The organism is Paraburkholderia sediminicola (assembly GCF_046026855.1).
Taxonomy (GTDB): domain Bacteria; phylum Pseudomonadota; class Gammaproteobacteria; order Burkholderiales; family Burkholderiaceae; genus Paraburkholderia; species Paraburkholderia sediminicola_A.
Genome location: NZ_JAQQET010000061.1, coordinates 1 through 25,746, shown reverse-complemented (window position 1 = coordinate 25,746; position 25,746 = coordinate 1). Strand labels below are relative to the sequence as shown.

Below are 25,746 nucleotides of genomic sequence, written 5' to 3'. Positions count from 1 at the left end.
GCGCACCACCCAGTGCGCCCTTCGTCTCCCTGCCATTGCGGTTCTGCTACTGCTTTACTTCTACATCAACCGCCCACCAAACTCCTCACACGCTAAAAAGCCTCAAGCCTCAAGCCTCAAGCCTCAAGCTGCTCCAGCACCTTCCCCTTGGTTTCGATCCCAAGAAAGTGCACCGCAATCGCCGCAATGAACGGCACCGCAGCGAGGATATAAAACGCGACTTGCAGATTGCCGCCGATCATCGTCTTCGACACGATGGCCGGCGCGAAGATCGCCGCCACCTTCAGCCACGCGCCGCCCACACCGCAGCCCATCGCACGGATGCTGGTCGGATACAGCTCCGGCGTGTACACATAGGCCGTGATGAAACCGCAAGCGAGGAAGCCGAGCGCGAACGCGCAGCACGTCGCCACCACATACACCGAGGAATTGTGGAACACGCCTGCCAGTAACAACGACAGCGCACACATCACGAACGACAAATTGATGATCGGCTTACGCCCCACCTTGTCGACCAGCAGTGCACAAGTCAACGAACCCACCACACCGAGTACCGAAGCCGCCACCGCCAGATTCAAGGCCAGTTGCAGCGGCGCGTGATAAATCGTGCGATAAATCGTCGGCAGCCAGGTGGACAGACCGTATTGAATGAAACCACACGTAATCCACAGCATCGCCACAGCCATCGTACGCTTCAGATACGCCGGACCGAACAGATCGCCCATCCGGCGCTTCGGATGACGATTAGCCATCGCTTCGAACTCAGCCGAATTGGCGACCGGCGGCAGCGGACCTTTCACAGCGCGCTCGAAAGCATGCACGGCGGCATCGGCATCGGCCATCCGTTCACGTTCGGCCAGCCAGCGCGGGGACTCCGGAACCAGCTTGCGCAGCACGAAGAACAGAATCAACGGCGTGCCACCGATGAAATACATCGCTTGCCAGCCGAAGCGCGGCACAATCCATGCCCCCAACGCATTTGAAGCGAGCAGACCAACCGGAAAAACGATTTCATACAACAGCACGAAACGGCCACGGCCATGCGCACGGCTGATCTCGTTGATATAGGTCGCGGCCACCGGCAATTCGCCACCGAGCCCCAAGCCCTGAATCACGCGCAATACGACGAACGCCGCGAAGGTCGGCGCAAAGCCGCACGCAATACTCGTAATGCCGATGATCCCCGAGCTCAACGCAATCGCCTTCACGCGTCCTTGGCGCTCCGCGTACCACGGGAACACGAACGCGCCGATCAACTGCCCGACCGAACCGGAGCCGATCAGGAAGCCGATTTCCCACGGCGTCAGATGCCACTTCGCAATCAGGATCGGCAGCGTGGCCGCGATCGCGATCACGTCGAAGCCGTCGAAGAAGGTTGCGAGACCGATCAGTATGCGCGCGCGCACCTGCATCGCATTCTTCGGCAAGCGCTCGAGACGCGCGATGATCGAACCCCGGGTCACGGGGCCTGAGACACCGGCACTGCTGCGGTCCCCCATGGTGTTGTCGATGGTTCTCATGCCGTGGTGCCGTCCATAGGTGGGGTTAGGCAAGCGCCGTTGAGGCGTCGGTCAGGGTGGCAAGGTCGATCGTCCGGCCCTGGTTCATCCATTTGCGCGAGAGTTTCAGCTCGCGTGGCGTGTTGATGGCGATCACGCCGCGAATCGCGCCGTCTTCCAGATGGAAAAGCGTGGCGCGTTTGCCCGGCAAATCACCGCGTACAGCGAGTTGCGCATCGCCCGGAATGTCGCCGAGGATTTGCAGATTGACGTCGTATTGATCGGACCAGAACCACGGAATGTCCGCATATGGTTCGAAACTGCCGAGCAAGGCTTTCGCTGCCGAGATCGCCTGGTTCTGCGCGTTGGCCCACGATTCGAGCCTCACGCGGCGCTTCAACCACGCGCTCGGATGATTCGCCACGTCGCCGCACGCGAAGATGCGCGGGTCGTCGGTTGCACCAAAATGATCGACGACGATGCCGTCCTGCACCTTGATACCCGCTGCCTCCGCCAATGCCGTGTGCGGCGTGAGCCCAATGCCGGCGACGGCGAAGTCGGCGTCCAATGTGGAACCGTCTGCGAACGTCGCGCGAATGCGGCTAGCGTCGTTCGGATGATCCGCGATCGACACGAGCGATGCGTTCAAACGCACGTCCACACCGTTCGCACGATGCAAATGCAGCAGGAAATCCGACACCATCGGCGGCAACGAGCGAGCGCACAGCCGCGGCGCGCCCTCCACGACCGTCGCTTCGATACCGAGCTTGCGCGCCGTGGCCGCGACTTCGAGACCGATCCAGCCACCGCCGACCACCAGCACGCGCTTGCTTGCGCGCAGCCGTTCGCCGAGCGCGACGGCTTCGTCGAGCGTACGCAGATAGGCAATGTGCGAGGTATTCACCAGTGCATCCGGCAAGCGGCGCGCGGCACCACCCGTGGCGATCACGAGACGGTGGTATTGCACTTCACGACCTGACTGCGTGCGCACAATGCGCTGTTCGCGATCGATCGACGTCGCGCAATCCGGTTGCCATGCTTCCACGTTCAGCGCGTCGAAATCGTCAGGTTTCACGAGGTGCACGGTTTCGATATCGGCTTCACCTGAGAGTACGGCCTTCGACAGCGGCGGGCGCTCGTACGGCAGATGAATCTCGTCGGCGATCATCACGAGGCGGCCGTCGAAGCCTTCCTTGCGCAACGTCTTCACGACCCAACCCGCGGCCTGGCCGCCGCCGATCACGACAATCGTGCGTGGCGCTTCGAGTCCGGCATGCGCGGCCTGAGCCTTTTCAGCAGCAGCGTCAGTCATTTTTCCGCTCCGTCATGAACTTGCCTTCCGGCGCCTTCGCGTTCTTCTGGCGACGCGTATTGCCGTCGATGCCGCCATCAATCGCCCATTCAGCGAATACGGTCGGACCCGGTTCGAAATCGCGCGGCTGCCATTCGGGCGTGAGCTGGTCTTCGTCGGCGTAGTACTCAATCAGGCCACCGGCCGGATTCTGGAAATACCAGAAGTACGCGGACGAGACCGGATGACGACCCGGACCGAGCTGCGTATCCCAACCGCAACGGCTGATATGCATGCCGCCGCCGAACACTTCGTGAATATCGCGCACGGTGAACGCGACGTGATTCAGGCCGCGCTTACCGCCGGGCAATGCGAGCAGGAAAATGTCGTGGTGGCCGCCGTGCGGCGCGCAGCGCATGAATGCGCCACGGCCCGGATAACGGTCCGACATTTCGAAGCCGAGCAGTTCCTGATAAAACTTTTCCTGTTCCGCGAGCCGATTCGTGAAGAACACCACGTGGCCCACTTCAACCGGTTCGGCGCGTTCGTAAATCGGCGACGGTTGATCGACGCGCAGCGTTTGACCCCACACGTTCGACGGCGAACCGTGGATATCCACAGCACGCTTGCGCGTCACTTCCACGCGAATCGCCATGCCGTTCGGATCGATACAACCCACCGCATCTTCGGTTTCGAAGTGGCCCGGCTGGCCGGCAAAGCGACCGCGCAGTTCGTCGAGTTCCGCTTTCGTTGCCACACCCCACGTCACTTCACGCAAGGTCGGACCTTCTTCGAAAGCGGGCGGCAGCGACGGGTCGTTTGCATCGACGGCGAGAATCGTGCAGCCGTTCAGCGTTTCGAAGCGTGCGTGTGTTTCGTCACGCGCGACTTCCTTCAAGCCCCAGTCCGCGAAAAACTGGCGGCAGGTGGCGAGATCCGTCACGCCGTAAATAATCTGTTCAATGCCGAGAATCGTCATCACGTGCCTCTTGCGTATCTTGCGTATTAGTTCGCCCACGCCAGCGGCGCGTCGTTCAAGCCCCAGTAGAGGCTCTTCTGCTGCATGTATTCGCGGATGCCGAGTCGGCCCTTCTCGCGCCCCATGCCGCTTTCTTTCCAGCCGCTGAACGGCGTCGAGATCGAGAACAGTTTGTAGGTGTTGATCCATACGGTGCCGGTTTCGAGCGCGCGGGCGATCCGGTAGGCGCGTTTGTAGTCGCGCGTCCAGATGCCGGCGGCGAGGCCGAACACACTGTTGTTGGCTCCTTTAAGCAGCGAGGCTTCGTCGTCGAATGGCATCGCGACCAGCACCGGGCCGAAGATTTCTTCCTGACAGATGCGCGCGTCATTCGTGAGGCCTTCGAGGATCGTCGGCTGAAAGTAGGTGCCTGCTTCGCGGCCATCGCCGACCGGACGTTCGCCGCCACACAAGAGGCGGCCGCCTTCTTCCAGGCCCAATGCGACGTAACGCTCGACGGTTTCGCGATGCGCCGCGGTAATCAGCGGCCCCATCTGCGTTTGCTCACGCGACGGATCGCCGACGCGCAGCTTGCGAGCGCCCTCAGCGAGACGCTTCATGAACGCGTCGTAAATCGAGCGCTGCACGAACAGGCGCGAACCTGCGATACACGCCTCGCCTGACGAACTGAAAATGCCGTACAGCACGCCGTTTACTGCGTGATCGAGATCGGCGTCGTCGAATACGATGGTCGGCGACTTGCCGCCAAGTTCCAGCGACACTGGCATCAGCTTGTCCGCTGCGATGCGTGCAATACCGCGGCCAACTTCGGTACCGCCGGTGAACGACACTTTCTTCACCAACGGATGGCGCACCAGCACGTCGCCGATCACCGAGCCCTTGCCCGGCACCACGCTGAGGACACCCTTCGGCACACCGGCTTCTTCGCAGATGCGCGCCAGTGCTAAAGAGACCAACGGCGTGACTTCAGCTGGCTTCAACACCACTGCATTACCGCCAGCCAGCGCCGGAGCGAGCTTTTGCGCGTCCGATGCAATCGGCGAATTCCACGGCGTAATTGCCGCGATCACACCGATCGGCTCGTAGATACTCATCGTCAGATAATCACCACGCGAGGGCGTCACTTCTTCGTCGAGCGTTTCGAGGCAGGCCGCGAAATAGCGGAACGTGTTCGCAGCGCTTGCCACCAACACGCGCGTTTCGTTGATCGGTTTGCCGTTGTCGCGGCGCTGCAATTGCGCGAGCGCTTCGTGACGCGTCATGATCAGATCGGCGATGCGATACAGGATCAGCGCGCGTTGATGTGGCTTGAGACCCGACCAATCCGCGCGGCGCCAGGCGATATCCGCGGCTTCCACGGCCTCGCGGGCGTCGTCGGCATTGGCCGTCGAGATTTCCATGTTGACCGACTGATCCGCCGGATACAGGCTTTTATACGGGTTGCCACGCCCTTGCCGCCATTCGCCGCCGATGAAAATGTCGCCGGTAGGCACGAGGCTGGTATCGAAGTGAGTCATGTCGGTCGTTCCGGTTTGCTTCAGCTAATGTCTTAAATCACGCAGCGTGCCGCGCGATTGCGCAGCGCACGGATCGCGCTGTATGCGGTCAATGCGGACGTCTTGGGGTTATCCGGCAGCGGCTTGCCGCACATTTCCAGCGACATCTCGCCGAAAGCGCCGCGCGCCACGATTCGGTGCACATTGCGCGACACGTTCGGGTCGGCGATCAGGCGCACCGTGGTGTGGTCCAGACCCAGGCCGGCAAGCGCGATCGTCGCAGCGACGTTGGCGTTCTTCGGATACAAACGCGCCGCTTCGCGTGCACTGCCTTCGAAGATCACACGCTCTTCGGTCAACGCGCGCAGATCGCACATCTGTTCCGCGGGCGTGCCGAGCCAGCCAGTGGGCGGCTTGCGGCCGGTGTACAGAACTTCGTCGAGACCGCCGAGCTTCGCCGCAGCCAACGCGTCCACGCCGCCGATCGCGCCCGAAAGCAGCGTCAACGTCGCATCGCCTTCATCGGCGGCTGCGGACAACGCGTCGAGCAGCAGCATGTCGGACAGCGCACCGATCGACGCGACCGCGCAATCCGTACCGGCTTTCAGCAACGGCACCACGTGATCGACGAGAGCGCTGTGCCCCGCGCATTCCAGCGCGAAATGCGGATGACTGCTCAACGCGGACACCGACGAGACCACGTCGACCGACGCACCCACCACCTCACGCACCGACGCCATATGACGTTCCGGCACAATCACGTGCGACACACGCACCGTCGGGTCCGACTCGACCGAGCGATACACCGCCTGGCCGATCGCGCCGAAGCCGATCATCGCGACGTCGACGGGTGCGTGATGCCCAGCGTAGCCGGTCTCACGCATGTTCCGGCTCCTGTTCCTTGACCGGCGGGCCCGCGAACGCGGTGGCGAACGAGCCGACCGACAGCATGTCTACTTCAACCAGCACCGGGCCCGTCTTCGCCATGCCTTCGCGGATGATCTCCCCGGCCTGGTCGAGCGATTTGATTCGGTAATGCGTGAGCTTCAGGCTCTCGCAGAACTGCGCGAAATCCGGCTGGTGCAGATCGACGTAGCAGCGGCGCCCACCGTATTGCGCATCCTGAATGTTGCGGATCACGCCATAGCATTGGTCGTTCATCAAAACGATCATGACGTTGGCGTTTTCCTGCACGGCCGTTGCGAGTTCGCCGACGTTCACCATCAGGCCACCATCGCCGACCAGGCACACCGTCTTCGCTGCATTGCCGGCAAGTGCTGCGCCAATACCCATTTGCATGCCCTGGCCGATGCCGCCGCCGAGTGCATGAACGCCCGCGCGCGGCGAGAAGATCTGCAGCATGCGGTTGCCCCACGTGCTGTTCGAGATCGTGACGTCGCGCACCCAGTTGTAGTCGCGGCCCACAGCCTGTTGCAAGGCGTCGACGAGGCGCTTGTACGGGCCCAGACCCTTACCCACATCGGCGACTGCGGTTTCGCGAGCGGCGGCCAGATCCTGGGCGAACGTCGGATCGACCTTCAGGCGGCCTTCGAGCAGCGTCGCGAGTTCTTCAAGCACTGACGCTGCATCGCCGTGAATGAACATGTCGTTGCGATAGCCGCGGTTGTCGGCAAGCGCGTCGGCATCGATGCGATACAGCGGTTGTGGCAGCGCCAGCTTGTACTTCAGCGTTTCATTGCCACGCAGACGCGAACCGACCACCACCAGCGCATCGCACGTCTTGTAGAAACTTTCAACAGCGGCGTGCACGTTGAACGCGCCGAGCGTGGCCGGATGATCTTCCGGCAGCACGCCGCGCCCTTGCACGCTGGTCACGACGCCGAAGCCCAACGCCACCAGACGCTCGACCGCGGCACCCGCGTGACGCGTACCGCCGCCCAGCCACAACAGCGGGCGCTTGGCGCCTGCCAGTTGCTCTGCCAACTGCGCGACGCGCTTGCTGCAATGCGTGAGCGTGGTGACGTGCGGCGCGGCCAGATCGGCAGGCCATTCGATTTCGGCAGCCTGAATGTCGATCGGAATCTCGACGCTGACCGGACCACTCGGCGCGGTTTGCGCGACACGTACGGCTTCGCGGATCGTCGGCAACGCGGTTTCGACCGAGCGCACGCGGAACGCAGCCTTCGAGATCGACGACAGCATCGACAATTGATCCGGCGCTTCGTGGATATAAGCGAGGTCCTGATCGAGATATTCGGTTTCGATCTGGCCAGTGATGTGCAGCAACGCGGTGCCTGCCGTCAGTGCTTCGACCATCGCACCCGCTGCGTTACCCGCTGCGGTGCCCGTGCTGGTGAATGCAACGCCAAGGCCGCCGGAGACACGTGCCAGGCCATCGGCCATATTCACCGCGCCCGCTTCACCACGTGCGCCGACGTAGCGAATCTTGCCGCGGTTGTGGATCGCGTCGAGGATCGGCATGTTGTGGATCGAGATCACGCCGAATGCGGTTTGAACGCCGCACTGCTCGAGAAAAGCGGCGATCAGTTCGCCAACGGTGGTTGTGTTAGACATGTCGTGCAACGCCTCCAGAAACATCGATGTGACTGCCCGTCGTATAGGACGACAGCGTCGTAGCCAGGTAAAAGAGCGCTTGTGCGGCCTCTTCGGGTTTGCCGAAGCGGCCTAGCGGAATGTTTTTCTTGCGCGCCAGTTCGGCGGTCCAGTCTTCCCAGCTCTGGCCCGGCTGCGCTTCTTTCGCGTGACGGCGGCGCCATTGCCCCGATTCGACGATGCCGATCAGAATCGAATTCACGCGGATACGTTGCGGTGCGAGTTCGATCGCGAGCGATTTGATGAGGCTCAGCACGCCGGCGCGCGCCGATGAAGTCGCCACCATGTGCGGCTCGGGTTGCAGGGCGAGCAGCGAGTTCACGCAAACCACGGCCGGGTTAGCAGCGTCGCGCAGCATCGGCAGGAACGCGCGGGTCGGACGGATCACGCTGAAGTACTTCAGGTCGAGTTCTTCGCGCCAGGCGTCGTCGGTGGTGTCGGCGAAAGTCGACACACGGCCTTGGCCCGCGTTATTCACCAGCATGTCGGTGCGGCCAAAGCGTGCTTGCACCGTTTGCGCGAAGGCGGCGACTTCGTCGGCGTCGAGCACGTCGCAGGTTTGTGCGAGCAATTGCGCAGCAGGAAACTGCGCCTTCAGCGCGGCTTCCGCCTGTGCGAGACGCTCCGTGTCGCGACCGCAGATCGCGACAGAGGCGCCTGCCCGCAGAAGCAGTTCGGCAGTTGCAAGGCCGATGCCGGACGAACCACCCGTCACCACCGCGACCTGCCCGGTCAAATCGATTTGAATCATCAGAGCCCCAGTGCCTTCATGTATTTGCTGCCCGCATTCGGCCCGGCCTTCGGCCGATAGTTGAGCCGCTGCGAGAGTTCGTCGGCCGCGCGGCGGACCTTGTCGATCAGGCCGCTGTCGAGCAGCGACGCGTCGATCTCGTGGCGCGGAATCGTCGTCGTGATCACGGCGACAATGCGGCCCGTGTCGTTGCGCACCGGCGCGCTGACCACCGAAATACCGCGTTCGAACGACGACTCGCTGATCGCGAAACCACGCTTGGCGTCATCGCGAATCCGCTCATACAGGTCGTCGATCGTGGCGGGCGTTTGTTTCGTGAAGCGTTCGAGTTCCGGCTCGGGATAGAGCTTCTTCAAGTCGTCGAGCGTCATGTCGCCCATCAATACCTGGCCGTGCGTCGTCGCATACGCAGGCAGGCGGGTGCCGACATTCACCTTCACCGAACTGAAAATCGGCGCGTGGCTTTGTGCCTTGGCGACGAATACGACATCACGTCCGTCGCGAATCACGATGTGACTCGTCAAGCCGGTGTCGTCGCGTAGCGCTTCGATGATCGGCAAACCGAGGTCGGTCAATTCGAGCGAGCTCAGATATTCGAAACCGAGCCGCAGCACCGCGACGCCGAGGCGATAGTTGCGGTCCTTGTCGGCGCGCTCGAGAAAGCCGAGTGATTCGAGTGTTTGCAGCAGACGGAACACCGTCGTGCGGGGAATCTTCAGGCGCCTGGATAATTCCGGTGCGCCGAGAACCGGCTCGCGTGGCGAGAACTCCGTCAGAATTTTCAGACCGCGCTCCAGACCCGGCACGCGATAGCTGATATCGCTGCTGGTGTCGTTGCGGTCGTCGTCCGCGTCGCGCTCGGCGTTAACGGTGTCGGGCATGTCGGGCGTCATTCATTGGCTCCGTTGTCCGTCGCTCGCGCGGCAGAACGTGTCGATGATCGCGGTGTACGCGGCAGGTGCTTCGATATAGCCGGCATGCCCCGCGCGTGGCACGACCTGCAATTGGGTGCCGGCGGCCAGCGCAAGCCGCTCGCAGGCTTCGGGGGTCGTAATCGTGTCATCAGCGCCTACGGCTACATTGACGCAGCCTTTATGACGCGCGAGGTCGCTGGCGAGATCGGCGTTGGCGAGAAGATGCGTCGCTTGCGCATAGCCATGCGGGATCACCCGCGACATGTTCCAGCGCACCCATTCGCGAGCTTCCTCGCTCGCATAGGCGGACAACATATTGGTGCTGCGTTTTTCGGCGAGACCTTGCGGGCCCAATTCTTTCAGCATGGCAAGACGTTGATCGCGTTTGCTTTCACGCACTTCCGCAGATGCCGCGCCATAGCCGCCAGCCGGCGACAACAGGAGCAAACCGGCCACGCGCTGGGGATTGGCCACAGCAAACGCACCGGCGATGATCGCGCCGAGCGAATGACCGAGCAGCACGTAGCGTTCAATGCCGAGCGCGTCGAGCCACTCTTTCAATACCGTTGCGTATTCGCTTGCAGTGGGCGAATCGGCATTTACGGGTGTTGATGCGCCATACCCCGGCGCATCCCACGCCAGCACGCGCCGCGTTTCGCCTAGCGCTTCAAACTGCTGCACCCAAGAAGCCGCGCCCGAACCGATGCCGTGCAACAGCACAAGCGGCAACGCATCGCTTTGGGCGCTATCCACGTCGCGATAGCTCACCGCGCGTTGCGATGCCAGCCAGATCTGCTGCGCCGGGAAGCGCGCGAGGCGCGCTTCGAGCGTAACGTTCTGATCGGCGGTAGCGGACGGGGCTGCGGACATGATTTCCTTTGCGGATGTTTTCAAAACGGCGCTGATAATTGAGGGCTTAGCGCTTGAGCCTGGCCAAAGGCGAATCCGGCGGATACGTCGGCGTAACCGGCTTGGCTGCGCCGAGCATCACGCACATCAGCGCGTCTTCTTCACCGATGTTCACTTCCGTGCGATACACGCCCGGCGGCACCGAAATCAGATCGCGCTCGCCCAGTACGGCTTCCCACGTTTCGCCGTCTTTCTCGCAGATCACTTTCATCTTGCCGCGCAGCACGAAGAAAATTTCTTCGACATCCATATGGATATGACTCGGGCCGATGTTGCCGGCCGGGATCACCATCGTTGAAAACGTGAAGCCGCCTGCGGGTACCGTGTTCATGTCCTTCGCGACGCCCGTGCCGCCCGTGCCGACATAGCGCATTTGCGCGCGGCGATACTTCGGGTCGTAGTCGGCCTGGAACTTCAGCGCATCCCAGTCGTAACGACGCGTTTCCAGGCGTGCCACGCGCGTGTCCAACCATTGTGCAAAGCTCGCGTCCGCGGGTTGTTCCCACGATTTGCGTTCGATATCGGCGTCCGCCATCTCTTTCTCCTTTCGATTCGACAAGATCAATTCATCACGAAGCCGCCGTTGACCGGCAGCAACTGGCCGGTCACGAAGCGCGCGGCATCGGACAACAGGAACAGCACCGGCCCGGTAACGTCGTCGGGCACTTGTGCACGCGTGAGCGCACGGCCTTGCAGGTAATACTGGTGACGCTCGGCGGGCACGTAGGCGGTGGCCTCGACTTCGGTGAGACCCGGCGCGATCGCGTTGACCGTCACGCCGTGGGCGCCGAATTCGCGCGCCAGCGAGCGGGTCATCGAGATCACGGCGCCCTTGCTCGCGACATAGGCGAGCAGCTTCGGTGCACCCCACATCGCCGTATCCGACGCGATGTTGACGATGCTGCCGCGGCCCGAGTCGCGCAGGTACGGCAGCGCTGCTGTGCTCATCAGCCACGTGCCGCGCACGTTGACGTTCATCACGGCGTCCCACGTGTCGACCGACAACTCGTCGGCGAACTTGCCGCCCGAATTGGTGATCGCCGCGTTGTTGATCAGCGCGTCCAGCCCGCCGAGTTGCGCTGCGGCCTGATCGGCGAATTGCTTGATGCTCGCGGGGTCGGCGAGATCGAGCGGCAGATACGTCACCGCATGACCTCGCTCGATCAGCGATGCAGCCAGCGCACGGCCTTCGTCATGCAGCACGTCGCCGAACACCACTTGCGCACCCGCTTGCGCCAGCGACCGAACGAACGCAGCGCCGAGACCGCGCGCGCCGCCCGTCACGAGGACGCGCCGGCCTTTGAGTGCTGACAATGCCGGAGGCGCTTCGTTATGCATGACTGTGGCCTGCTGCTTCGGTTTGAGCGGTGCCGGCTTGAGTGGCTTGAGCCTGGTAGGCGTCCAGTTCAGCGAAGTGCTGTTGCGCGCGTTGGCGGAACATGCGGCGCACACGCGTCATGCCGACGTCGTGCTGATAGAGGAATTCGTGCTCGCGTGCATTCGGCGCCATGCTTTCGAGAACATAGCGGTCCTGTTCCAGCACGGCCCAGTGCAGCGCTTCCAGACGGTTGCGATACATGAAGCGCCATGCGTCGCGCTGCCAGCCGGACACTTTGCGCGTACGCCAGAAGTAAACCTGGCAATTGTTTTCGTCGACCGGCGTGGCAAAACCGATGATCCCGAAGTTGCCGCCCGGGCCGAACTTCTTCTTGTACGGAATCGCGAGACGCATCCATAGCGCGCCGGTTTCGCCCAATTCCACCCAGTCGAAATTCACGTCGCGTTGACCGACCTTTTCGAACATCAGGCCGGTTTCCGTCTTGCGCACGCGCATGTCGGCCTGCTTGTCGCCTTCGGCCATCGAGTGCGACGTCGCGTGCAGATACGCGCCGTGCATCGGGTCCATCACATTGTCGATCGCGTACTGGTAATTGCACTTCCAGTTCGACATGCACAGGAAGTTCGCGTATTCCTCGCCGACCAGTTCTTCCGGCAACACGAGCGGCGTGGGTTCTTTATGAGCGTCGTCGCCGAACCACAGGAAGATCGCACCGGCGTGCTCTTCGACCGGATACGACTTCACACACTTCTGGCCTTCCAGCGGGCAGTTCGAGACGGCCGGGACCTTCGTGACCGTGCCGCCGCCGTCGATTTCAATGCCGTGATACCAGCACGCGACGCTGCCGCCGAGGTTCCAGCCGAGCGACAGACGCGCGCCACGGTGCGGGCAACGGTCTTCGAGCGCGCGGACTTTGCCTTCCTTGTCGCGCCACAGCACGATCTGGTCGCCAAGGCGCGTGATGCCGACCGGCGCGTCGCCGACTTGCCAGCTCGGTGCAACGGGATACCAGTAATTACGCAGGCCACGGTCCAGATAAGACTGGATCGGATCGGCCGCGCCTTGAGTCGTTGTATTGGGGGACGTCATAAAGAGACTCCGGATACGAAAGCGATGAGACGTGTTCGGGAAAGCGCGCTTATTCGGCGAGCAGGCGGAATTCGGCGGCGAGACGGTCGGCATCCCACGTGTTGCCTTCCGGGGTGCGGAAACCCACGCGGTTCAACCCGTCGACGACTTCCTGCAACTCATTCGCACCGGCTTCGAAAACCTTTTCGAGCGCATCGCCGAAGTCGTTTTCGTATTGGGTCGGCTCCGCCTTACGCGTTTGCCAGATGAAGTTTTCGGTCTCGCCCGGTTTTTCGATCACGCCCTTGCCGGCGACGTTGTTCGGCTGCGGCGCGAGCCACGGCTTCAGGAAGGGATTGAAGTTCACGGTTTGCTCTCGCATGTCATTCCACCTTGATCTGGATTTCTTCGCCGGCGAGACGTACCGAGTACATCTTCAGGTCGCGGCCACCGGGCTCTTTCAGGCATTTGCCGGTCGGGATATGGAACACGGCTTCGTGCAGCGGGCATTCGACGGTGTCGCCGTCGACAAAGCCCTGCGTCAGCAACGCGTACGCATGGGGGCAGACGTTTTCCAGCGCATACAGCGCATCGCCCACCTTGTAGATGCCGATTTCGGTGCCGTCGAGTTTGAACTCGAGCGGCGCGTCTTCGGACAGGTCGCCGGCATGGCCGGCGCAGCGCCATTGTTCACTCATGTCTCGCCTTCTCCTGAAGCTCTATGTTCCATATAAGGAACATCAGTTCGTGTATGGATAATTATAGGAGTGGCTGGGGTTCGAGAAAATAAAAATCTGGGCTGGTAGGGGAAAACACTGACTGTCGCGCTCACAACACAATTGCGCGTGAACTGACATGAATCGCGGCATCGGCTTCAGAGCCTTTACAGGCTTGGGTTTGACCATAATTTTCAGACGAATACCGCAGCCCTCATGCGGGTTTGTACGGGGTCCGAAAATTTATTTTGATCACTTCTAGACTCACTATACTTTCCATAGGCGATACAGACACCCATAGGTGGAACATAAAGCGGCGCAGTTTTGGCGCATAAACCCGAAACTGCATTCAACCCAAAGCAAGGATCAGGGACGACGAAATCGGCGCGAGCTATCCGTCGTGTGATCAGGAGAACCAACGGTGAAGCACATCATTGCGGCGGCCGGCTTGACGGCAATCTGCGCAACGACTGGCGCATGGGCACAGAGCAGTGTGACGCTATACGGCAGCCTGGATGCCGGTGTCGCGTATATCAGCAATGCGGGTGGCAGCTCGAAGTGGATCGAAGAACAGGGCAACATGCAGCCGGACCGCTGGGGCCTGAAGGGTGTCGAGGATCTGGGCGGTGGACTGAAGACGGTTTTCCAGCTGGAAAACGGCTTCTATACGAACACGGGTGCATTCGCCAAAGCGGGTACGCTGTTTAATCGCCAGGCTTTTGTCGGACTGAGCTCGGACCAGATCGGCACGGTGACGCTAGGCCATCAAACGCCGTTCAGCTTCGACGTGCTGGACCCGTTTAGCACGGCTTATCTGGCCGCGAGCTGGTACGCGTTCCACCCCGGCAACATCGACGAACTCGCCGACACCGGCGTGGTGCCGTTCGACAACTCGGTGAAGTTCCGCTCGGCGAGTTTCGGCGGTTTCTCGGTCGGCGCGATGATGGGTCTCGGCAATACGACCAACTTCTCGACCGGCAAGACACTGAGCTTTGCACTTAGCTATGCGAACGGTCCGTTCAAGGCCGGCGCGACCTATGCGAACGAGCACAACCGTACGCCATCGATCGTGACGACGGGCATCACCAACTTCCAGGGCGTCGCCGCGGCGACCTACACGGCGGACAAGGTCGAGAACATGGGTGCGGGCGCGTCATACCAGTTCGGCAAGCTGCTGGTGCATGGTTTGTACACGCGCGTGAAGCTGGAATCGTCCGGTCATTCGGACACGTATCAGAGCTACGACGTGGGCGCGAATTATCAGTTCACGCCGTTCAACACCGTCGCAGGCGGCGCCGCGACGACGACGATGGCCGGCCATCGCTGGACGCAGTTCGAGATCGGCGATATCTACTCGCTGTCGAAATCGACGCAGTTGTATGTGAATGCGCTGTATGAGCGCGCGGGCTCCAATACGGACGCCGCGTTCTTTACGGCGGGGGTATCCAGCGGCCGGAACCAGACGATTTTCCTGACGGGTATCCACCACTCGTTCTGATGTCAGTCATTGCGGTGTAAATGTCGACGCGGTAAAGCAAACGGCCCGGCTGCTTATGCACCCGGGCCGTTTTATATGAGCAAAACAGAAGCCGGATCAGTTCGCCGCAACCGGTCTGCGACGCGCTTGAGCCGCAGTCGGATCATCCGGCCGCGGACGATAGCTCAGACGCTCGGACAATTCGAGCGCCGCCTGGCAAACCGCGATGACGAGCGGCTCGCGCTCTTCCGCTTCGCCGATATCGGAGCGCGGAATGGTGACCGTCAACGCGGCCGTGATCTTGCCGCTTTGATCGCGCACCGGTGCGCTCACCACCGAGATCCCTCGTTCAAAAGACGCTTCACTCAACGCGTAGCCGAGCGCCGCGCTTTCGCGCACTCTTCCGTACAGCTCTTCAACAGATGCCGGCGTGCGTTCGGTAAAACGTTCGAGTTGCGCCTCCGGATACAACTGACGTAATGCTTCGAAACTCAAATCGCCCATAAGCACCTGGCCATGCACGGTGGCATGCGCGGGCAGACGCGTCCCAACATGCACTTTCACCGAACTGAACATCGGCTCATGCGTTTGCGCTTTGGCGACGAACACCACGTCGCGCTGATCGCGGATCAACAGATGGGTGCTGAAGCCGGTCGCGTCGCGCAAACGTTCGAGAATCGGCGTACCGACGTCGGTCAGTTCAAGCGAACTCAAGTATTCGAAGCCGAGCCGCAGCACCGCGACACTCAAACGGAAATAGCGGTCACCGTTCACGCGCTCGAGAAAGCCTAAGGCTTCGAGCGTTTGCAGGAGGCGAAATGTGGTGGTCCGCGGAATGCCAATGCGCTTCGACAATTCGGGTGCACCCAGAATGGGCTCGCGCGCGCTGAATTCGGCGAGAATACGCAGGCCGCGTTCCAGGCCCGGCACGAGATACGTCGATCCGCCGGTACTTTCTTCATCGGTGGAATCGGTTGAATCGGCGCCCTCTGCGTGGGACAACGCCGCATCGTCCTGCGATGTCGAGGCCAACGCGCCGCGTGGCTTCACGTGCTTGCGTCCCGCTCCTGTCTGCTCTTCTTTTGCCATCTTGGCTGCCGTCTTTGCCGTTGTCTCTGCTGTTCATCGGATACAGATCGTCATGATAGCGCGAAGCACACGGCGGTCATTTCCGTTTCGCGCGGTGCTATCCTTTGATCCGGTTCATTGCGCGAGGTCTCTGCACTGCGCTTTCGCGCCCGCCAGGCGTCCAGAGACCACGTTCATGCCCGAATCCGTCCAGGTTCAAATTGCCGGCTCGCATCTTTATCCGGTGCCGCGCGCACGCTGCCCCGAGCGGTAGCTAAAGGCTGTTAAGCGCCCGTCACGCTAAATCGAAACCTACCGATGACAGACAACGACTCCACCCTGCCGCCGAACCCCGACAATGCCCCCGACGATCCCGAGCGCCGCCGTGTCCTGACCGGGATCGCGGCAGTCGGCATCGGACTCGCGCTGACCGGTTGCAAGACCGAGCAAAGTACCGCGAGCGACGCGGCGCCGCGCAGTGCCGCCGACTTGCGGCTCGACGCCGCGCTACGCGACCAGGTCAAACACATCGTGGTGATCTACGCCGAGAACCGCAGCTTCGCGAACCTGTACGGCAACTTTCCCGGCGTCCAGCATCCACTCGATGCAGTGAGCGCCGAGCGTTATCTGCAACTCGACCGCGACGGCAAGACGCCGCTGCCGCGCCTGCCCGCAATCTGGGGCGGCCTCGTGCCGCAAGCGCAGGAGGTGGACGGCAAGCGCTACATGATTGGTCAGAAGGACATCGGCAACCTCCGCAACGGGCCCTTCCATATCGCGGATGCGCAGGGCGCACCGTTGCCGACCGGCGTGATCACGCGCGATCTGGTGCATCGCTTCTATCAGAACCAGATGCAGATCAACGCCGGACGCAACAATCAGTTCGCCGCTTGGGGCGACTCCGGCGGCCTGGTGATGGGGCACTACCGCAATTCCGCCGACACGCTGCGTCTGTGGAATCTCGCGCAGCAATACACGCTGTGCGACAACTTCTTCATGGCGGCCTTCGGCGGCTCGTGGATGAACCATATCTTTCTGATCTCGGCGCAGGCACCGTTCTATCCCGACATCCACAATAGTCCGGCGAAGAAGATGGTCTCGATCGTCGAAGGCGACGATCCGACCGGCATCCGGCTGAAACAGGCGGCCGACTCGCCCGCGTCCGCACTCGACGGTCCGCCGAAATTCGTCAACGACGGCGCGTTTACCGCTGACGGCTACGCCGTCAACACCATGGCGCCGCCGTACCAGCCGAGCAATGTGCGTCCGGCCGAAGGCGGCAATCCCGCTTTCGCCGACCTGTCGAATCCGCGCGTGCTGCCGCCGCAAAACTACGCGACGATCGGCGACCGTCTGACGGACAAGGGTGTCGACTGGGCGTGGTACAGCGGCGCGTGGCAGTACGCGTTGGAGCATCAGGACACGGGCGCGGTGCCTGACTTCCAGTACCACCACCAGCCGTTCAACTACTTCACCAATTACGCGCCGGGCACTGCCGCGCGGCGCAAGTATCTGCGCGATGCAGGCCTCGGCAACAACGCGTCCACCAATCGCCTGCTTGCCGATATCGACGCAGGGCGTTTGCCGGCGGTGACGTTCTACAAGCCGCAGGGCGACCTGAACATGCACGCGGGCTATGCTGACGTCGAATCGGGGGATCGTCACATCTCGAATGTGATCGAGCATATTCAGCGCGGCCCCCAGTGGGCCAATACGGTCGTGGTCGTCACGGTCGATGAGAACGGCGGCTGGTGGGATCCAGTCTCACCGCCGAAGGGCGATCGCTGGGGGCCGGGATCGCGGATTCCCGCGCTGGTGATTTCGCCGTTGGCGAAGAAGGGGTATGTCGACCATACGGTGTACGACACCAATTCGATTCTTCGCCTGATTAGCCGGGTGCATGGGCTGGCGCCGCTGGATGGGGTTGTCGCGCGAGATCGGGCTTTTGCGCAGAATGGCCTGGCGCCGCTTGGAGATTTGACCGGTACACTGGATCTGGCCTGAGCCGCGTGGCGTGACTATCGCATGAGGGTGGGCGGCAGCGCATCAATCACTGCGCCACCCCGTGCAGCCTGGCGATCACCGAATCCGAGATCTCTTGCGCGGTCTTTTTGATCGTCTTCTTTTCATCGCCGCTCGCCATCACGAACTTGGCTGCGATCACATACGGGTTGAGTTTGATGACTGCGCCCGGCTTACCCTTGCTGTCGGCCTCTTCGACGGCCTGATAGAGCGGCGGCAAATCAGCCGTTCCCAGGCTGTCGCACGACACCGCCACCTGGATGTCGTTCTGACCCGCACCCAAACCGACCATTGCACGCCTTAGACGATTGCCGTCGTCGACACTCAGAAACACGCCGCGCACTTGCCAGCCCATTGCGGGCAAAGGCTGGCCGGGCGCAACGCGGCGTGCGTCGACACCGCCTTTTTTCAGGTCCGCAGTCAGCGCGTCCGCCATCTCGTTCACGATGTTCCTGGCGTGATCCTCCGGATTCTTGTCCTCCCCTAACGGCCCCGGGCCGCTCGGCAGCAGGCCGCGCAGGCGGCGCACACGTTGCCCCGGTCCGCTGTCAGGTTTCACGTTGGCCACGTCGAGTTCGAAGTCGGACACGTAGACAATCGGCGCCGGCGCTGCGAAGGGGGCGCTGTCCGCGGCGGCGCTGAGCGTGGATGCCGCGCCGAGGCATCCCGCCACTACTGTGAGTTGCAGAAATCGACGCAGCATGGCGCGCCTCCGCGAATATCTTGTAGACGTGGTTATCGTACAGCCGTGTGCGCCACGCGTAAGTTTTTTCGTGCCGGATCGTCGTACCTTTTGCCTTGCATAACACGCGCTGCGGCATAGACTGTTAAATCAGTATTTCGCAATTTTGCACGGGACTGCCATGCGCCTGACCATCCTCATTAACGGTTCCGATCCCACCGTCAGTCACGATTACGCTGTCTTATGGCTCGACACCGAAGAACACCGGTGGTCGCGGGAAGCACATCAGGGGATCGATCTGCCCCCGTGGGGCGAGTTACACGACGACAACGGCGTGACCACGCTTTGTGCACCGAGCGCGGATGCACCACTGTGCACGCTGCGCGGATTGCACGTCGATCGCAAACAACGCGTAAGCGCGGCACAAGGCGCCGCAGCGTGGACGGCCTTGCCCACGCGTGCGCCGACCAGCGGCTTCTGGCGCTTGCAAGCCGTCGACCGTCAGACTGTGCGCGCCGAGAATAGCGTTTTCGGCAATTAGGTTCTGGCGCTTTTTCGTCCGTCGAAATTTCTACTCATCCAAACCGCACCGCACCGCCCCGTGCGCGGGCGCGGTTGTGTGCGGATTCGACGTTCGATGCGTGCCCCGCATTCCGCTTTGTGCGTTTAAGGCCGTCTTAAGTTTGCGTGCGTAGAGTTTGAATTCCACGCATTAGGGTCGCTGCAAGGCGGCCCGTTTTTTTTGGTGCAGGGCTTTTTTGCTGTGCGCCGAGCGCTTCTTCCGCTTCTTCCGCTTCTTCCGCTTCTTCCGCTTCTTCCGCTTCTTCCGCTTCTTCCGCTTCTTCCGCTTCTTCCGCTTCTTCCGCTCGCAGCATTTTCATCGCCGTGCGTGCCGCGCAAAAACCCTTTTCTCCTCTGTGTTTTCCTGCGTTCTGCGTCGCTCGATACGGGTCCGCGACGCTATACTTGCGCCCCCATCCCTCAACTGACTGACACATGAAGAAGTGGTTTGCCTGTCTGTTGTTCGCCGTTGCCGCTCAAGCGAGCGCGGCGTCTTCCTGCACCCAGTTCACCCCGAATGCGCAATGGCCGATTCTGACCAATCAGAAGATGGCGCCAAAAACGCGCATGCTTTGCTATAGCGATTTCGCGGTGCTGCATTCGGGTATCACGCATGGTCCGCTGTGGTCCGCCGAGCACCTGACTCGCGACCATATTGACGCCGCGAAAGACATGGTGCGCACCAACAAATTCTTCGAAGACGCGCGTCTGCCCGACGGTGAAGGCGCGACGCTCGCGGACTATAAGCGCAGCGGCTTCGATCGTGGACATATGAGCCCGGCGGGCAATCGCTGGAATCAGGAAGCGATGGCACAATCATTTTCGCTGGCGAACGTTGTGCCGCAAAATCGCGAAAACAATCAGCGCTTGTGGGCACGTATCGAAACGTCAGTGCGAAAGCTTGCGATGTCGTACGACGATACCTATGTGGTCACCGGACCGATTTTCAGCGGCCAGCAATTGCAGACCATCGGACCGACGCGCGTCTTCGTGCCGACGCAATTGTTCAAGGTCGTCTACGTGCCGTCCCGGCAGATGGCGTTCGCGGTCGTCGTGGACAACGTCTCGACCAACCGTTATGACATCAGAACGATTCACGAACTCGAGGCAGCATCGGGTATCCGCTTTCCGGGTATTCCGGAAAATCTCAAAGATCAGCGACCGGGAGGACTGAAAGGTGTTTAAACCCTATTCGAACGATGACGACGTACTCAACATCCAGGGCGATGCACTCACCGTCAGCAACGGCACCACGCGCGTGGTGCTCAACGGAACGCTGGAGTTGACTCAGGACCAGCGCGGGCTGAAGGCAGCGCTCGCGCTGAAGGAAGCGGTCGACGCGGTGGTGGCCGCATTGCAAGCGCAGACCAATTTGCCAGCGAAGGTGAAGGATGAACCGGATGCGAAACCAGGCGTGGTACAGAACCCGTTTCAATAGTGCGTTCAAGGACCACGACGTTAGTCTTCACCCCTGCGGCATACAGCACCGCCTTACTGCGACATGTATAGGTCCGACGCCTTTTGCCTCGATATTTCAGGCGTCGCAACTCGGATTTTTCTATCGAACGCCCCTACGCCCACGCCAATTGAAGCGGGACAGCCGATGAAAGATTCAGCGACACGTTCATCTCGACCAGAGGTATTCGGCTAGGCGAGCCAACATTGCATCGCAGCCGGCCAGTTGCTCAAGGGTGATAAATTCGTCCGGCTTGTGGCCTTGATCCATGCTTCCCGGCCCGCAGACCACGGTGGGAATGCCCGCCTGGTCGAACAGTCCGCCCTCTGTGCCGAATGCCACCGTACCGAACTCGGTGGAACCGCTCAGCAGCGCCAACAGGCGTGCCGCTTCGCTGTCGGGTGAGGTGGCCAATCCCGGGTAGGCGCTCAGCGGCTGCAAGCGAATGTCGGTATCGGGCTGCACCGAACGCATCCTCGGCAGCAGCTCGGCCTCGGCATAGGCCTGCAGTTCATCCGCGACTTCGTGAGCATGGAAGCCTGGCAGGGCGCGTACCTCGAAATCGAATTCGCATTCAGCGGGCACGATGTTCAGCGCACGGCCACCTTTGATTACGCCGGTCTGCACTGTCGAGAACGGCGGATCAAAGCGCTGATCGTGATGGTCAGGCCGTGCCAGCCGCGCACCGATCTCGCTCAGCCGGCCAATCAGTCGCGCCGCATATTCGATCGCGTTGACCCCATAGGGTGCGTAGGCCGAGTGACAGGCCGCCCCTTTCACCTGGCAGCGCATGGCCAGCTTGCCCTTGTGACCCAGCACCGGTTTCAACTCGGTGGGTTCGCCGATCAGGCACAGGCGCGGCTTGTGCAAACGCTTTTCCAATTGCGCCAACATCGGCCGTACACCCAGGCATCCCACTTCTTCGTCATAGGAGAAGGCAAGGTGTACCGGGAGCGCCAGCGGCTGCTTGAGAAAGATCGGTACCGCCGCCAACACCGAGGCAATGAAGCCCTTCATGTCGGCCGTGCCGCGACCGTACAACCGCCCGTCTCTCTCGGTAAGACGGAACGGCTCCACCGTCCAGGCCTGCCCATCCACCGGCACCACATCGGTATGGCCAGAAAGCACAACGCCTCCCCGATCGCGAGGACCGATAGTGGCGAACAGGTTGGCCTTGGTGCGCTCCGGGTTGTAGAAAAGTTCGCTCTCCACGCCGAGTTCCGCCAGGTAACGCTGGATGAAGGCAATCAGTTCCAGGTTGGAATCCCGGCTGACGGTGGCGAAACCGATCAGTCGTTCGAGCAACTCACGGCTGGACACCTCACTCATCGCCCGGCACCCCATAGCTGGGCGCTGCGGTCGGATTCAACGCCCGGGCCAGGTAGTCCTGCATCTGCGGCCGATAGGCTTGCCAGAGCGTGTCCAGTTGACCGATTGGGTCCTCTTCCGCCCAGTCGACTCGCAGATCGACGATCGGCCAGCTCACGTCGCCCACTACCTTGAGCGCCGCCGAATGCACAGCCCCCGCTTCACCACCGGCCGCTATCGCCGCATGCATGGCCACCAGCAGACGGTCGGCAAGCATCCCGGGCGCATTCTCGAACGCCTGAACCATCGCCTCGATGACCTGGACACCTGCCAATAAGTTGCCAGCGGCTACGCACTGCTCACTAGCTACAACGTTGTGCACGCCCAGTGCTTCTTTACCGCTGAAAAACGCGGTACGGCCCTGGCCATCGATCACCGTCACCTGTCGATACTGGCTCCAACCGTTGGCGCTGAGCGCCTGATCGAGGGCCGCCGCAGGCTCGATCTGCTGGTTTTCGAGGAGGTCGAGAATCTGCGGGCCGAGAGCAGGCAGGGTGACGTTCTGGGTCGCCACCGCACCCACCCCCGCACGTACCCAGGGGCATCGAGCACCCACGGCGATACTGGAAGAGCTGATGGCGATCCCTAGCTGCCCGGTTTCCGGGCAACGTCCGATGATAGAGAATGTCATGTCCTATTCCTTAGGCCTTAGGCCTGATCCGGCTTCCAGCCGTCCGGGATCACCGCGATCACATCGATCTCCATCAGCCACTGCGGCTGGCCTAGAGCGGTCACAACCAGGCCGGTGGAAATAGGAAACACGCCCTTAAGCCACTTGCCGACTTCCTGATACACCGGTTCGCGATAGCGCGGGTCGATCAGGTAGGTTGTGGTCTTGACGATGTGGGACATATCGCTGCCCGCCTCTTCCAGCAACTGCTTGACATTCGTCATCGCCTGCCTGGCCTGGGCTCCCGGGTCGCCGAGCCCGACCAGGCGGCCGTCGAAATCGGTGCCCACCTGCCCGCGTACATAGACGGTGTTGCCGGCACGTACGGCCTGACAGAGATCGTTATCCAGCGACTGATTCGGATAGGTATCCTTGGTGTTGAACATGCGGATACGGGTGTGCGTAGGTTGGCTCATGAGTGCACCTCAATACTCGGAAAGAAATTTGGCTCGTAGATCTCGCGACCGTCTTCTGCCTGGCGTTCCGAGGCATCGCGGTAGGAGAGATATTTGCGCTGCGTGACGATATGGTCGGCAATATGCCTGGCATCGTGCCAGACGCCCCAGATGAAAGCGGAGCCACGACGCGACAACCACGGCAAACCCAGGAAATAAACGCCAGGCTCGGTTGAAACGCCGCGCTGATGCTTCGGCTTACCGTTTGCGTCGAAGGCGTTGACATGCAGCCAGTTGTAATCGACGGCATAGCCCGTTGCCCAAACGATCGAGGTCACGCCGGCCTTGGTCAGATCGAGCTCAGGAATGGGATGGGTCACGCATTCCGGATCCGGGAGCATAGTGTGGGCTTCAGGTTCTTCCGGAAGGTCGAGACCATTGCGGACAATGTACGCGTCAGCTGCATTCAGTAGCGACAGATAGCTCTCGTCACCGCGAGCAAGGTTGTCCGCAAGATCCGGCTCGAAGGTCACGACACCGTCATTGAACGATTTCGTCAAACCAACGAGCGTGATGCCCTGATTGGCAAGACGCCGGAAGTCAACCGTATGGCCACCACGCGCACCGCTTACTGCAATGGTGACGTGTTCCTTGCCCGGCCTCATGGCCTCCGCATCCCACTCGCCAAGCACACCCAGCCACCAGCAAAAGTCACGGTTGCGATAGGCGCGCGGAGGACGATCGTGCGGCCCAACCGAGAGGTAGACCTTCTTGCCTGCGCGTTGCAACTCATCCGCGATCTGCACGCCCGACGACCCGGCGCCGACCACCAGAACAGCGCCCTCGGGCAGTTGCTCCGGATTGCGATATTCGGCGGAGTGAATCTGCGTGAGCTTCCCGGCTTCAGACGCGATCGGCGGGATCACCGGGCGCTGAAAAGGTCCGGTGGTGACAACCACGCGGTTGGCCTCGATCACCCCCTCAGTGGTTTCAACTGTGAAGCCAGGCCGGCTGGCATTGCGCACCACCTTCGTCACTTCCACACCCGTGCGGATCGGCGCGTTGATCTTCCTGGCGTAGGCTTCAAAATAGTCCGCAACCCGCTCTTTCGACGCAAAGGCGTCGGGGTCGAGACCGTCGAATTCCATGCCCGGGAAACGATCGTGCCAGGCCGGACCATTGGCAACCAGAGAATCCCACCGCCCCGTGCGCCAACTCTCGGCGATACGATCGCGCTCCAGAACGAGGTGGGGCACCCCGAATTTGCTCAGGTGTTCACTCATGGCCACACCGGCCTGACCGGCGCCAACAATTAGCGTATCGATTGACGTTATTTCAACTGTCATGTCTATCTCCTTGCAAGATCCACTGATGAAAGAAATCTACGCGGATAGATGACATCTGAAAAATATATTTAAAAAATGCAAAACATCTGTTTTAGCTATGCAAAGCGCGAGATAATCAGCGCGGGGCCGAGCCCTGTGTCCGGCGCCTCCGGAATGATTTTTCTCATGGGAACAGTTCAATGGAAAGCCCACTGCTTCGGTATTCGCTGCGCCAGTTGCGATACTTTGTCGTGACGGCAGAAGCGTTGTCTTTTACCGGTGCGTCAAAAGTCCTTCACATTTCGCAGCCCTCGATTTCTACGGCGATTGCTGAGCTAGAAGCGTCTTTTGGTGTGCAACTGTTCATCCGTCACCATGCATCCGGGCTCTCCCTGACCCAGGCAGGGCGCGAGATGCTCGGCAAGACGCGTGACCTGCTAAAGAATGCGGAGGAACTGCAGGTTGCTGCACGCGGGATGGACACCGGCATATCGGGCGGCATTGCGTTCGGCTGCCTGGTCTCGCTTGCCCCGCCGTTGCTGCCGGGCCTCATCAGCCACTTTGTCGCCCAGCATGCCGACGTCGTATTCCAGACACTGGAAGCGCATCAGGAAGATTTGTTCACGGGCCTGCACGATGGATCGCTCGACCTCGCGCTGACCTACAACATTGATCTGACCGATGACATCGAATTCCTGCCGATGCTGACGCTGCCGCCGTACGTCATCTTGCCGAAAACCCACCACCTGGCGCAGCATCGCTCGATCGCGCTCGCGAATCTTGTGGGGGAGCCCTACGTGATGCTAGACCTGCCCCATAGCCGGGAATACTTTGCGGCGTTGTTCGACGCGGTCGGCGAGCGTCCGGTCCCGGCGTTCAAGTCCGCACAACCCGAGGTGGTGCGCGGTATGGTGGCGAACGGTCTGGGATACAGCATCCTGAACTTCCCACTCAAATCGACCCATACCGTGGACGGCGAGGATTTCGTCGTCAAGCGGTTCAAAGACGACGTTACAGCAGTCACGTTGGGCATTGCACAGTCGCGCAACATGAAGCCGAGACAGGTTGTTCGGCATTTCACGGCTTTCTGTGAAGCGCAGATAAAGAAACAACACGCGAAGCGCTGAACTTCTTGCGCTGGAGCCCGACGACGCTGTCGAGGGGCACCTCACTTCGGCGCAAGGCG

At 61.3% G+C, this 25,746-nt stretch carries 27 protein-coding genes; 6 read left to right on the top strand and 21 right to left on the bottom strand.

What is annotated here, in order from left to right:
* Positions 1 to 116: 116 nt before the first annotated feature.
* The 14 genes from PQR40_RS38125 to PQR40_RS38060 are packed head-to-tail and all read right to left on the bottom strand — an operon-like array spanning position 117 to position 13,518.
* Entirely contained in the window at positions 117 to 1,520 is a 1,404-nt protein-coding gene (locus PQR40_RS38125; RefSeq protein ID WP_408511191.1) for an MFS transporter, read from the bottom strand.
* A gap of 25 nt (positions 1,521 to 1,545) precedes the next feature.
* The gene (locus tag PQR40_RS38120) at positions 1,546 to 2,811 is read right to left on the bottom strand and encodes an NAD(P)/FAD-dependent oxidoreductase (RefSeq protein WP_408511190.1); all 1,266 of its coding nucleotides are present in this window, start codon (positions 2,809 to 2,811) and stop codon (positions 1,546 to 1,548) included.
* A complete protein-coding gene (locus PQR40_RS38115) occupies positions 2,804 to 3,769 on the bottom strand; it encodes a VOC family protein (protein WP_408233812.1) in 966 nt (321 codons plus the stop codon). Before PQR40_RS38115 ends, PQR40_RS38120 begins: the two co-directional genes overlap by 8 nt.
* A 26-nt stretch (positions 3,770 to 3,795) precedes the next feature.
* Positions 3,796 to 5,286, bottom strand: coding sequence for an aldehyde dehydrogenase (locus PQR40_RS38110; RefSeq protein WP_408511189.1), 1,491 nt, complete (start codon positions 5,284 to 5,286; stop codon positions 3,796 to 3,798).
* 32 nt (positions 5,287 to 5,318) lie between these two features.
* A complete protein-coding gene (locus tag PQR40_RS38105; RefSeq protein ID WP_408337893.1) occupies positions 5,319 to 6,149 on the bottom strand; it encodes an aspartate dehydrogenase in 831 nt (276 codons plus the stop codon).
* The gene (locus tag PQR40_RS38100; protein ID WP_408511188.1) at positions 6,142 to 7,800 is read right to left on the bottom strand and encodes a thiamine pyrophosphate-binding protein; all 1,659 of its coding nucleotides are present in this window, start codon (positions 7,798 to 7,800) and stop codon (positions 6,142 to 6,144) included. The genes PQR40_RS38105 and PQR40_RS38100 overlap by 8 nt, the downstream gene beginning before the upstream one ends.
* Positions 7,793 to 8,590, bottom strand: a complete 798-nt coding sequence (locus PQR40_RS38095; protein WP_408233800.1) for an SDR family oxidoreductase — start codon at positions 8,588 to 8,590, stop codon at positions 7,793 to 7,795. The genes PQR40_RS38100 and PQR40_RS38095 overlap by 8 nt, the downstream gene beginning before the upstream one ends.
* On the bottom strand, positions 8,590 to 9,471 hold the full coding sequence (locus tag PQR40_RS38090; protein ID WP_408234136.1) for an IclR family transcriptional regulator: 882 nt from the start codon (positions 9,469 to 9,471) through the stop codon (positions 8,590 to 8,592). The genes PQR40_RS38095 and PQR40_RS38090 overlap by 1 nt, the downstream gene beginning before the upstream one ends.
* A gap of 12 nt (positions 9,472 to 9,483) precedes the next feature.
* Positions 9,484 to 10,374: an alpha/beta fold hydrolase gene (locus PQR40_RS38085; RefSeq protein ID WP_408511187.1), complete on the bottom strand. Its 891-nt coding sequence runs from the start codon at positions 10,372 to 10,374 to the stop codon at positions 9,484 to 9,486.
* 46 nt (positions 10,375 to 10,420) lie between these two features.
* Positions 10,421 to 10,948: a cupin domain-containing protein gene (locus PQR40_RS38080; protein ID WP_408233794.1), complete on the bottom strand. Its 528-nt coding sequence runs from the start codon at positions 10,946 to 10,948 to the stop codon at positions 10,421 to 10,423.
* 26 nt (positions 10,949 to 10,974) lie between these two features.
* The gene (locus tag PQR40_RS38075; protein ID WP_408233791.1) at positions 10,975 to 11,751 is read right to left on the bottom strand and encodes an SDR family oxidoreductase; all 777 of its coding nucleotides are present in this window, start codon (positions 11,749 to 11,751) and stop codon (positions 10,975 to 10,977) included.
* The gene (locus tag PQR40_RS38070; RefSeq protein ID WP_408233788.1) at positions 11,744 to 12,841 is read right to left on the bottom strand and encodes an aromatic ring-hydroxylating dioxygenase subunit alpha; all 1,098 of its coding nucleotides are present in this window, start codon (positions 12,839 to 12,841) and stop codon (positions 11,744 to 11,746) included. Before PQR40_RS38070 ends, PQR40_RS38075 begins: the two co-directional genes overlap by 8 nt.
* Before the next feature lie 49 nt (positions 12,842 to 12,890).
* Complete coding sequence (locus PQR40_RS38065) at positions 12,891 to 13,202, bottom strand: recombinase-like helix-turn-helix domain-containing protein (protein ID WP_169486338.1); 312 nt, start codon at positions 13,200 to 13,202, stop codon at positions 12,891 to 12,893.
* Between the two features lies 1 nt (position 13,203).
* Positions 13,204 to 13,518 (bottom strand): non-heme iron oxygenase ferredoxin subunit, encoded by a 315-nt coding sequence (locus PQR40_RS38060; RefSeq protein WP_408233783.1) that lies wholly within the window; start codon positions 13,516 to 13,518, stop codon positions 13,204 to 13,206.
* A gap of 439 nt (positions 13,519 to 13,957) precedes the next feature.
* Between PQR40_RS38060 and PQR40_RS38055 the strand changes: the two genes are divergently transcribed.
* Positions 13,958 to 15,034: a porin gene (locus tag PQR40_RS38055; RefSeq protein WP_408233781.1), complete on the top strand. Its 1,077-nt coding sequence runs from the start codon at positions 13,958 to 13,960 to the stop codon at positions 15,032 to 15,034.
* Positions 15,035 to 15,130: 96 nt separating this feature from the next.
* Here PQR40_RS38055 and PQR40_RS38050 read toward each other — a convergent pair whose 3' ends face one another.
* Positions 15,131 to 16,102 (bottom strand): IclR family transcriptional regulator, encoded by a 972-nt coding sequence (locus PQR40_RS38050; RefSeq protein ID WP_408233778.1) that lies wholly within the window; start codon positions 16,100 to 16,102, stop codon positions 15,131 to 15,133.
* Positions 16,103 to 16,399: 297 nt separating this feature from the next.
* Between PQR40_RS38050 and PQR40_RS38045 the strand changes: the two genes are divergently transcribed.
* The gene (locus PQR40_RS38045) at positions 16,400 to 18,085 is read left to right on the top strand and encodes an acid phosphatase (RefSeq protein ID WP_408388468.1); all 1,686 of its coding nucleotides are present in this window, start codon (positions 16,400 to 16,402) and stop codon (positions 18,083 to 18,085) included.
* A gap of 46 nt (positions 18,086 to 18,131) precedes the next feature.
* Here PQR40_RS38045 and PQR40_RS38040 read toward each other — a convergent pair whose 3' ends face one another.
* The gene (locus PQR40_RS38040; RefSeq protein WP_408233772.1) at positions 18,132 to 18,806 is read right to left on the bottom strand and encodes a DUF4410 domain-containing protein; all 675 of its coding nucleotides are present in this window, start codon (positions 18,804 to 18,806) and stop codon (positions 18,132 to 18,134) included.
* A gap of 160 nt (positions 18,807 to 18,966) precedes the next feature.
* Between PQR40_RS38040 and PQR40_RS38035 the strand changes: the two genes are divergently transcribed.
* Positions 18,967 to 19,326: a DUF3564 domain-containing protein gene (locus tag PQR40_RS38035; protein WP_408233769.1), complete on the top strand. Its 360-nt coding sequence runs from the start codon at positions 18,967 to 18,969 to the stop codon at positions 19,324 to 19,326.
* Positions 19,327 to 19,462: 136 nt separating this feature from the next.
* Here PQR40_RS38035 and PQR40_RS38030 read toward each other — a convergent pair whose 3' ends face one another.
* The gene (locus PQR40_RS38030; RefSeq protein WP_408511186.1) at positions 19,463 to 19,666 is read right to left on the bottom strand and encodes a hypothetical protein; all 204 of its coding nucleotides are present in this window, start codon (positions 19,664 to 19,666) and stop codon (positions 19,463 to 19,465) included.
* Positions 19,667 to 19,781: 115 nt separating this feature from the next.
* On the opposite strand from PQR40_RS38030, the gene PQR40_RS38025 reads away from it, so the two are divergent.
* Together PQR40_RS38025 and PQR40_RS38020 are read left to right on the top strand one after the other, a co-directional pair.
* Positions 19,782 to 20,531 carry a DNA/RNA non-specific endonuclease gene (locus tag PQR40_RS38025; protein ID WP_408233766.1) on the top strand — a complete coding sequence of 250 codons (750 nt, stop codon included), beginning with the start codon at positions 19,782 to 19,784 and terminating at the stop codon, positions 20,529 to 20,531.
* Positions 20,524 to 20,784 (top strand): hypothetical protein, encoded by a 261-nt coding sequence (locus PQR40_RS38020; protein ID WP_408233763.1) that lies wholly within the window; start codon positions 20,524 to 20,526, stop codon positions 20,782 to 20,784. The genes PQR40_RS38025 and PQR40_RS38020 overlap by 8 nt, the downstream gene beginning before the upstream one ends.
* Positions 20,785 to 20,970: 186 nt before the next feature.
* On the opposite strand, the gene argE is transcribed toward PQR40_RS38020, so the two are convergent.
* The 4 genes from argE to PQR40_RS38000 are packed head-to-tail and all read right to left on the bottom strand — an operon-like array spanning position 20,971 to position 24,581.
* Entirely contained in the window at positions 20,971 to 22,131 is a 1,161-nt protein-coding gene (argE, locus tag PQR40_RS38015) for an acetylornithine deacetylase (protein WP_408337908.1), read from the bottom strand.
* A complete protein-coding gene (locus PQR40_RS38010) occupies positions 22,124 to 22,801 on the bottom strand; it encodes a DUF1028 domain-containing protein (RefSeq protein ID WP_408484716.1) in 678 nt (225 codons plus the stop codon). The genes argE and PQR40_RS38010 overlap by 8 nt, the downstream gene beginning before the upstream one ends.
* A 17-nt stretch (positions 22,802 to 22,818) precedes the next feature.
* Positions 22,819 to 23,256 (bottom strand): RidA family protein, encoded by a 438-nt coding sequence (locus tag PQR40_RS38005; RefSeq protein ID WP_408388474.1) that lies wholly within the window; start codon positions 23,254 to 23,256, stop codon positions 22,819 to 22,821.
* A complete protein-coding gene (locus PQR40_RS38000) occupies positions 23,253 to 24,581 on the bottom strand; it encodes a flavin-containing monooxygenase (RefSeq protein ID WP_408484718.1) in 1,329 nt (442 codons plus the stop codon). Before PQR40_RS38000 ends, PQR40_RS38005 begins: the two co-directional genes overlap by 4 nt.
* 179 nt (positions 24,582 to 24,760) lie before the next feature.
* Here PQR40_RS38000 and PQR40_RS37995 point away from each other — a divergent pair, with 179 nt between their 5' ends.
* Positions 24,761 to 25,687 (top strand): LysR family transcriptional regulator, encoded by a 927-nt coding sequence (locus tag PQR40_RS37995; protein ID WP_408484719.1) that lies wholly within the window; start codon positions 24,761 to 24,763, stop codon positions 25,685 to 25,687.
* Positions 25,688 to 25,746: the final 59 nt, after the last annotated feature.

Excerpts from the sequence above, each read along its gene's own strand:
- PQR40_RS38035 (WP_408233769.1), top strand. The coding sequence starts at position 18,967 with ATGCGCCTGACCATCCTCATTAACGGTTCCGATCCCACCGTCAGTCAC.
- PQR40_RS38030 (WP_408511186.1), bottom strand. The coding sequence starts at position 19,666 with ATGAAAATGCTGCGAGCGGAAGAAGCGGAAGAAGCGGAAGAAGCGGAA.
- PQR40_RS38115 (WP_408233812.1), bottom strand. The coding sequence starts at position 3,769 with ATGACGATTCTCGGCATTGAACAGATTATTTACGGCGTGACGGATCTC.
- PQR40_RS38040 (WP_408233772.1), bottom strand. The coding sequence starts at position 18,806 with ATGCTGCGTCGATTTCTGCAACTCACAGTAGTGGCGGGATGCCTCGGC.
- PQR40_RS38045 (WP_408388468.1), top strand. The coding sequence starts at position 16,400 with ATGACAGACAACGACTCCACCCTGCCGCCGAACCCCGACAATGCCCCC.
- PQR40_RS38000 (WP_408484718.1), bottom strand. The coding sequence starts at position 24,581 with ATGACAGTTGAAATAACGTCAATCGATACGCTAATTGTTGGCGCCGGT.
- PQR40_RS38105 (WP_408337893.1), bottom strand. The coding sequence starts at position 6,149 with ATGCGTGAGACCGGCTACGCTGGGCATCACGCACCCGTCGACGTCGCG.
- PQR40_RS38090 (WP_408234136.1), bottom strand. The coding sequence starts at position 9,471 with ATGCCCGACACCGTTAACGCCGAGCGCGACGCGGACGACGACCGCAAC.
- PQR40_RS38075 (WP_408233791.1), bottom strand. The coding sequence starts at position 11,751 with ATGCATAACGAAGCGCCTCCGGCATTGTCAGCACTCAAAGGCCGGCGC.
- PQR40_RS38050 (WP_408233778.1), bottom strand. The coding sequence starts at position 16,102 with ATGGCAAAAGAAGAGCAGACAGGAGCGGGACGCAAGCACGTGAAGCCA.
- PQR40_RS38005 (WP_408388474.1), bottom strand. The coding sequence starts at position 23,256 with ATGAGCCAACCTACGCACACCCGTATCCGCATGTTCAACACCAAGGAT.
- PQR40_RS38110 (WP_408511189.1), bottom strand. The coding sequence starts at position 5,286 with ATGACTCACTTCGATACCAGCCTCGTGCCTACCGGCGACATTTTCATC.
- PQR40_RS38065 (WP_169486338.1), bottom strand. The coding sequence starts at position 13,202 with ATGCGAGAGCAAACCGTGAACTTCAATCCCTTCCTGAAGCCGTGGCTC.
- PQR40_RS38120 (WP_408511190.1), bottom strand. The coding sequence starts at position 2,811 with ATGACTGACGCTGCTGCTGAAAAGGCTCAGGCCGCGCATGCCGGACTC.
- PQR40_RS38060 (WP_408233783.1), bottom strand. The coding sequence starts at position 13,518 with ATGAGTGAACAATGGCGCTGCGCCGGCCATGCCGGCGACCTGTCCGAA.
- argE (WP_408337908.1), bottom strand. The coding sequence starts at position 22,131 with ATGAGTGAGGTGTCCAGCCGTGAGTTGCTCGAACGACTGATCGGTTTC.
- PQR40_RS38125 (WP_408511191.1), bottom strand. The coding sequence starts at position 1,520 with ATGAGAACCATCGACAACACCATGGGGGACCGCAGCAGTGCCGGTGTC.
- PQR40_RS38095 (WP_408233800.1), bottom strand. The coding sequence starts at position 8,590 with ATGATTCAAATCGATTTGACCGGGCAGGTCGCGGTGGTGACGGGTGGT.
- PQR40_RS38100 (WP_408511188.1), bottom strand. The coding sequence starts at position 7,800 with ATGTCTAACACAACCACCGTTGGCGAACTGATCGCCGCTTTTCTCGAG.
- PQR40_RS38025 (WP_408233766.1), top strand. The coding sequence starts at position 19,782 with ATGAAGAAGTGGTTTGCCTGTCTGTTGTTCGCCGTTGCCGCTCAAGCG.
- PQR40_RS38085 (WP_408511187.1), bottom strand. The coding sequence starts at position 10,374 with ATGTCCGCAGCCCCGTCCGCTACCGCCGATCAGAACGTTACGCTCGAA.
- PQR40_RS38080 (WP_408233794.1), bottom strand. The coding sequence starts at position 10,948 with ATGGCGGACGCCGATATCGAACGCAAATCGTGGGAACAACCCGCGGAC.
- PQR40_RS38010 (WP_408484716.1), bottom strand. The coding sequence starts at position 22,801 with ATGACATTCTCTATCATCGGACGTTGCCCGGAAACCGGGCAGCTAGGG.
- PQR40_RS38070 (WP_408233788.1), bottom strand. The coding sequence starts at position 12,841 with ATGACGTCCCCCAATACAACGACTCAAGGCGCGGCCGATCCGATCCAG.
- PQR40_RS37995 (WP_408484719.1), top strand. The coding sequence starts at position 24,761 with ATGGAAAGCCCACTGCTTCGGTATTCGCTGCGCCAGTTGCGATACTTT.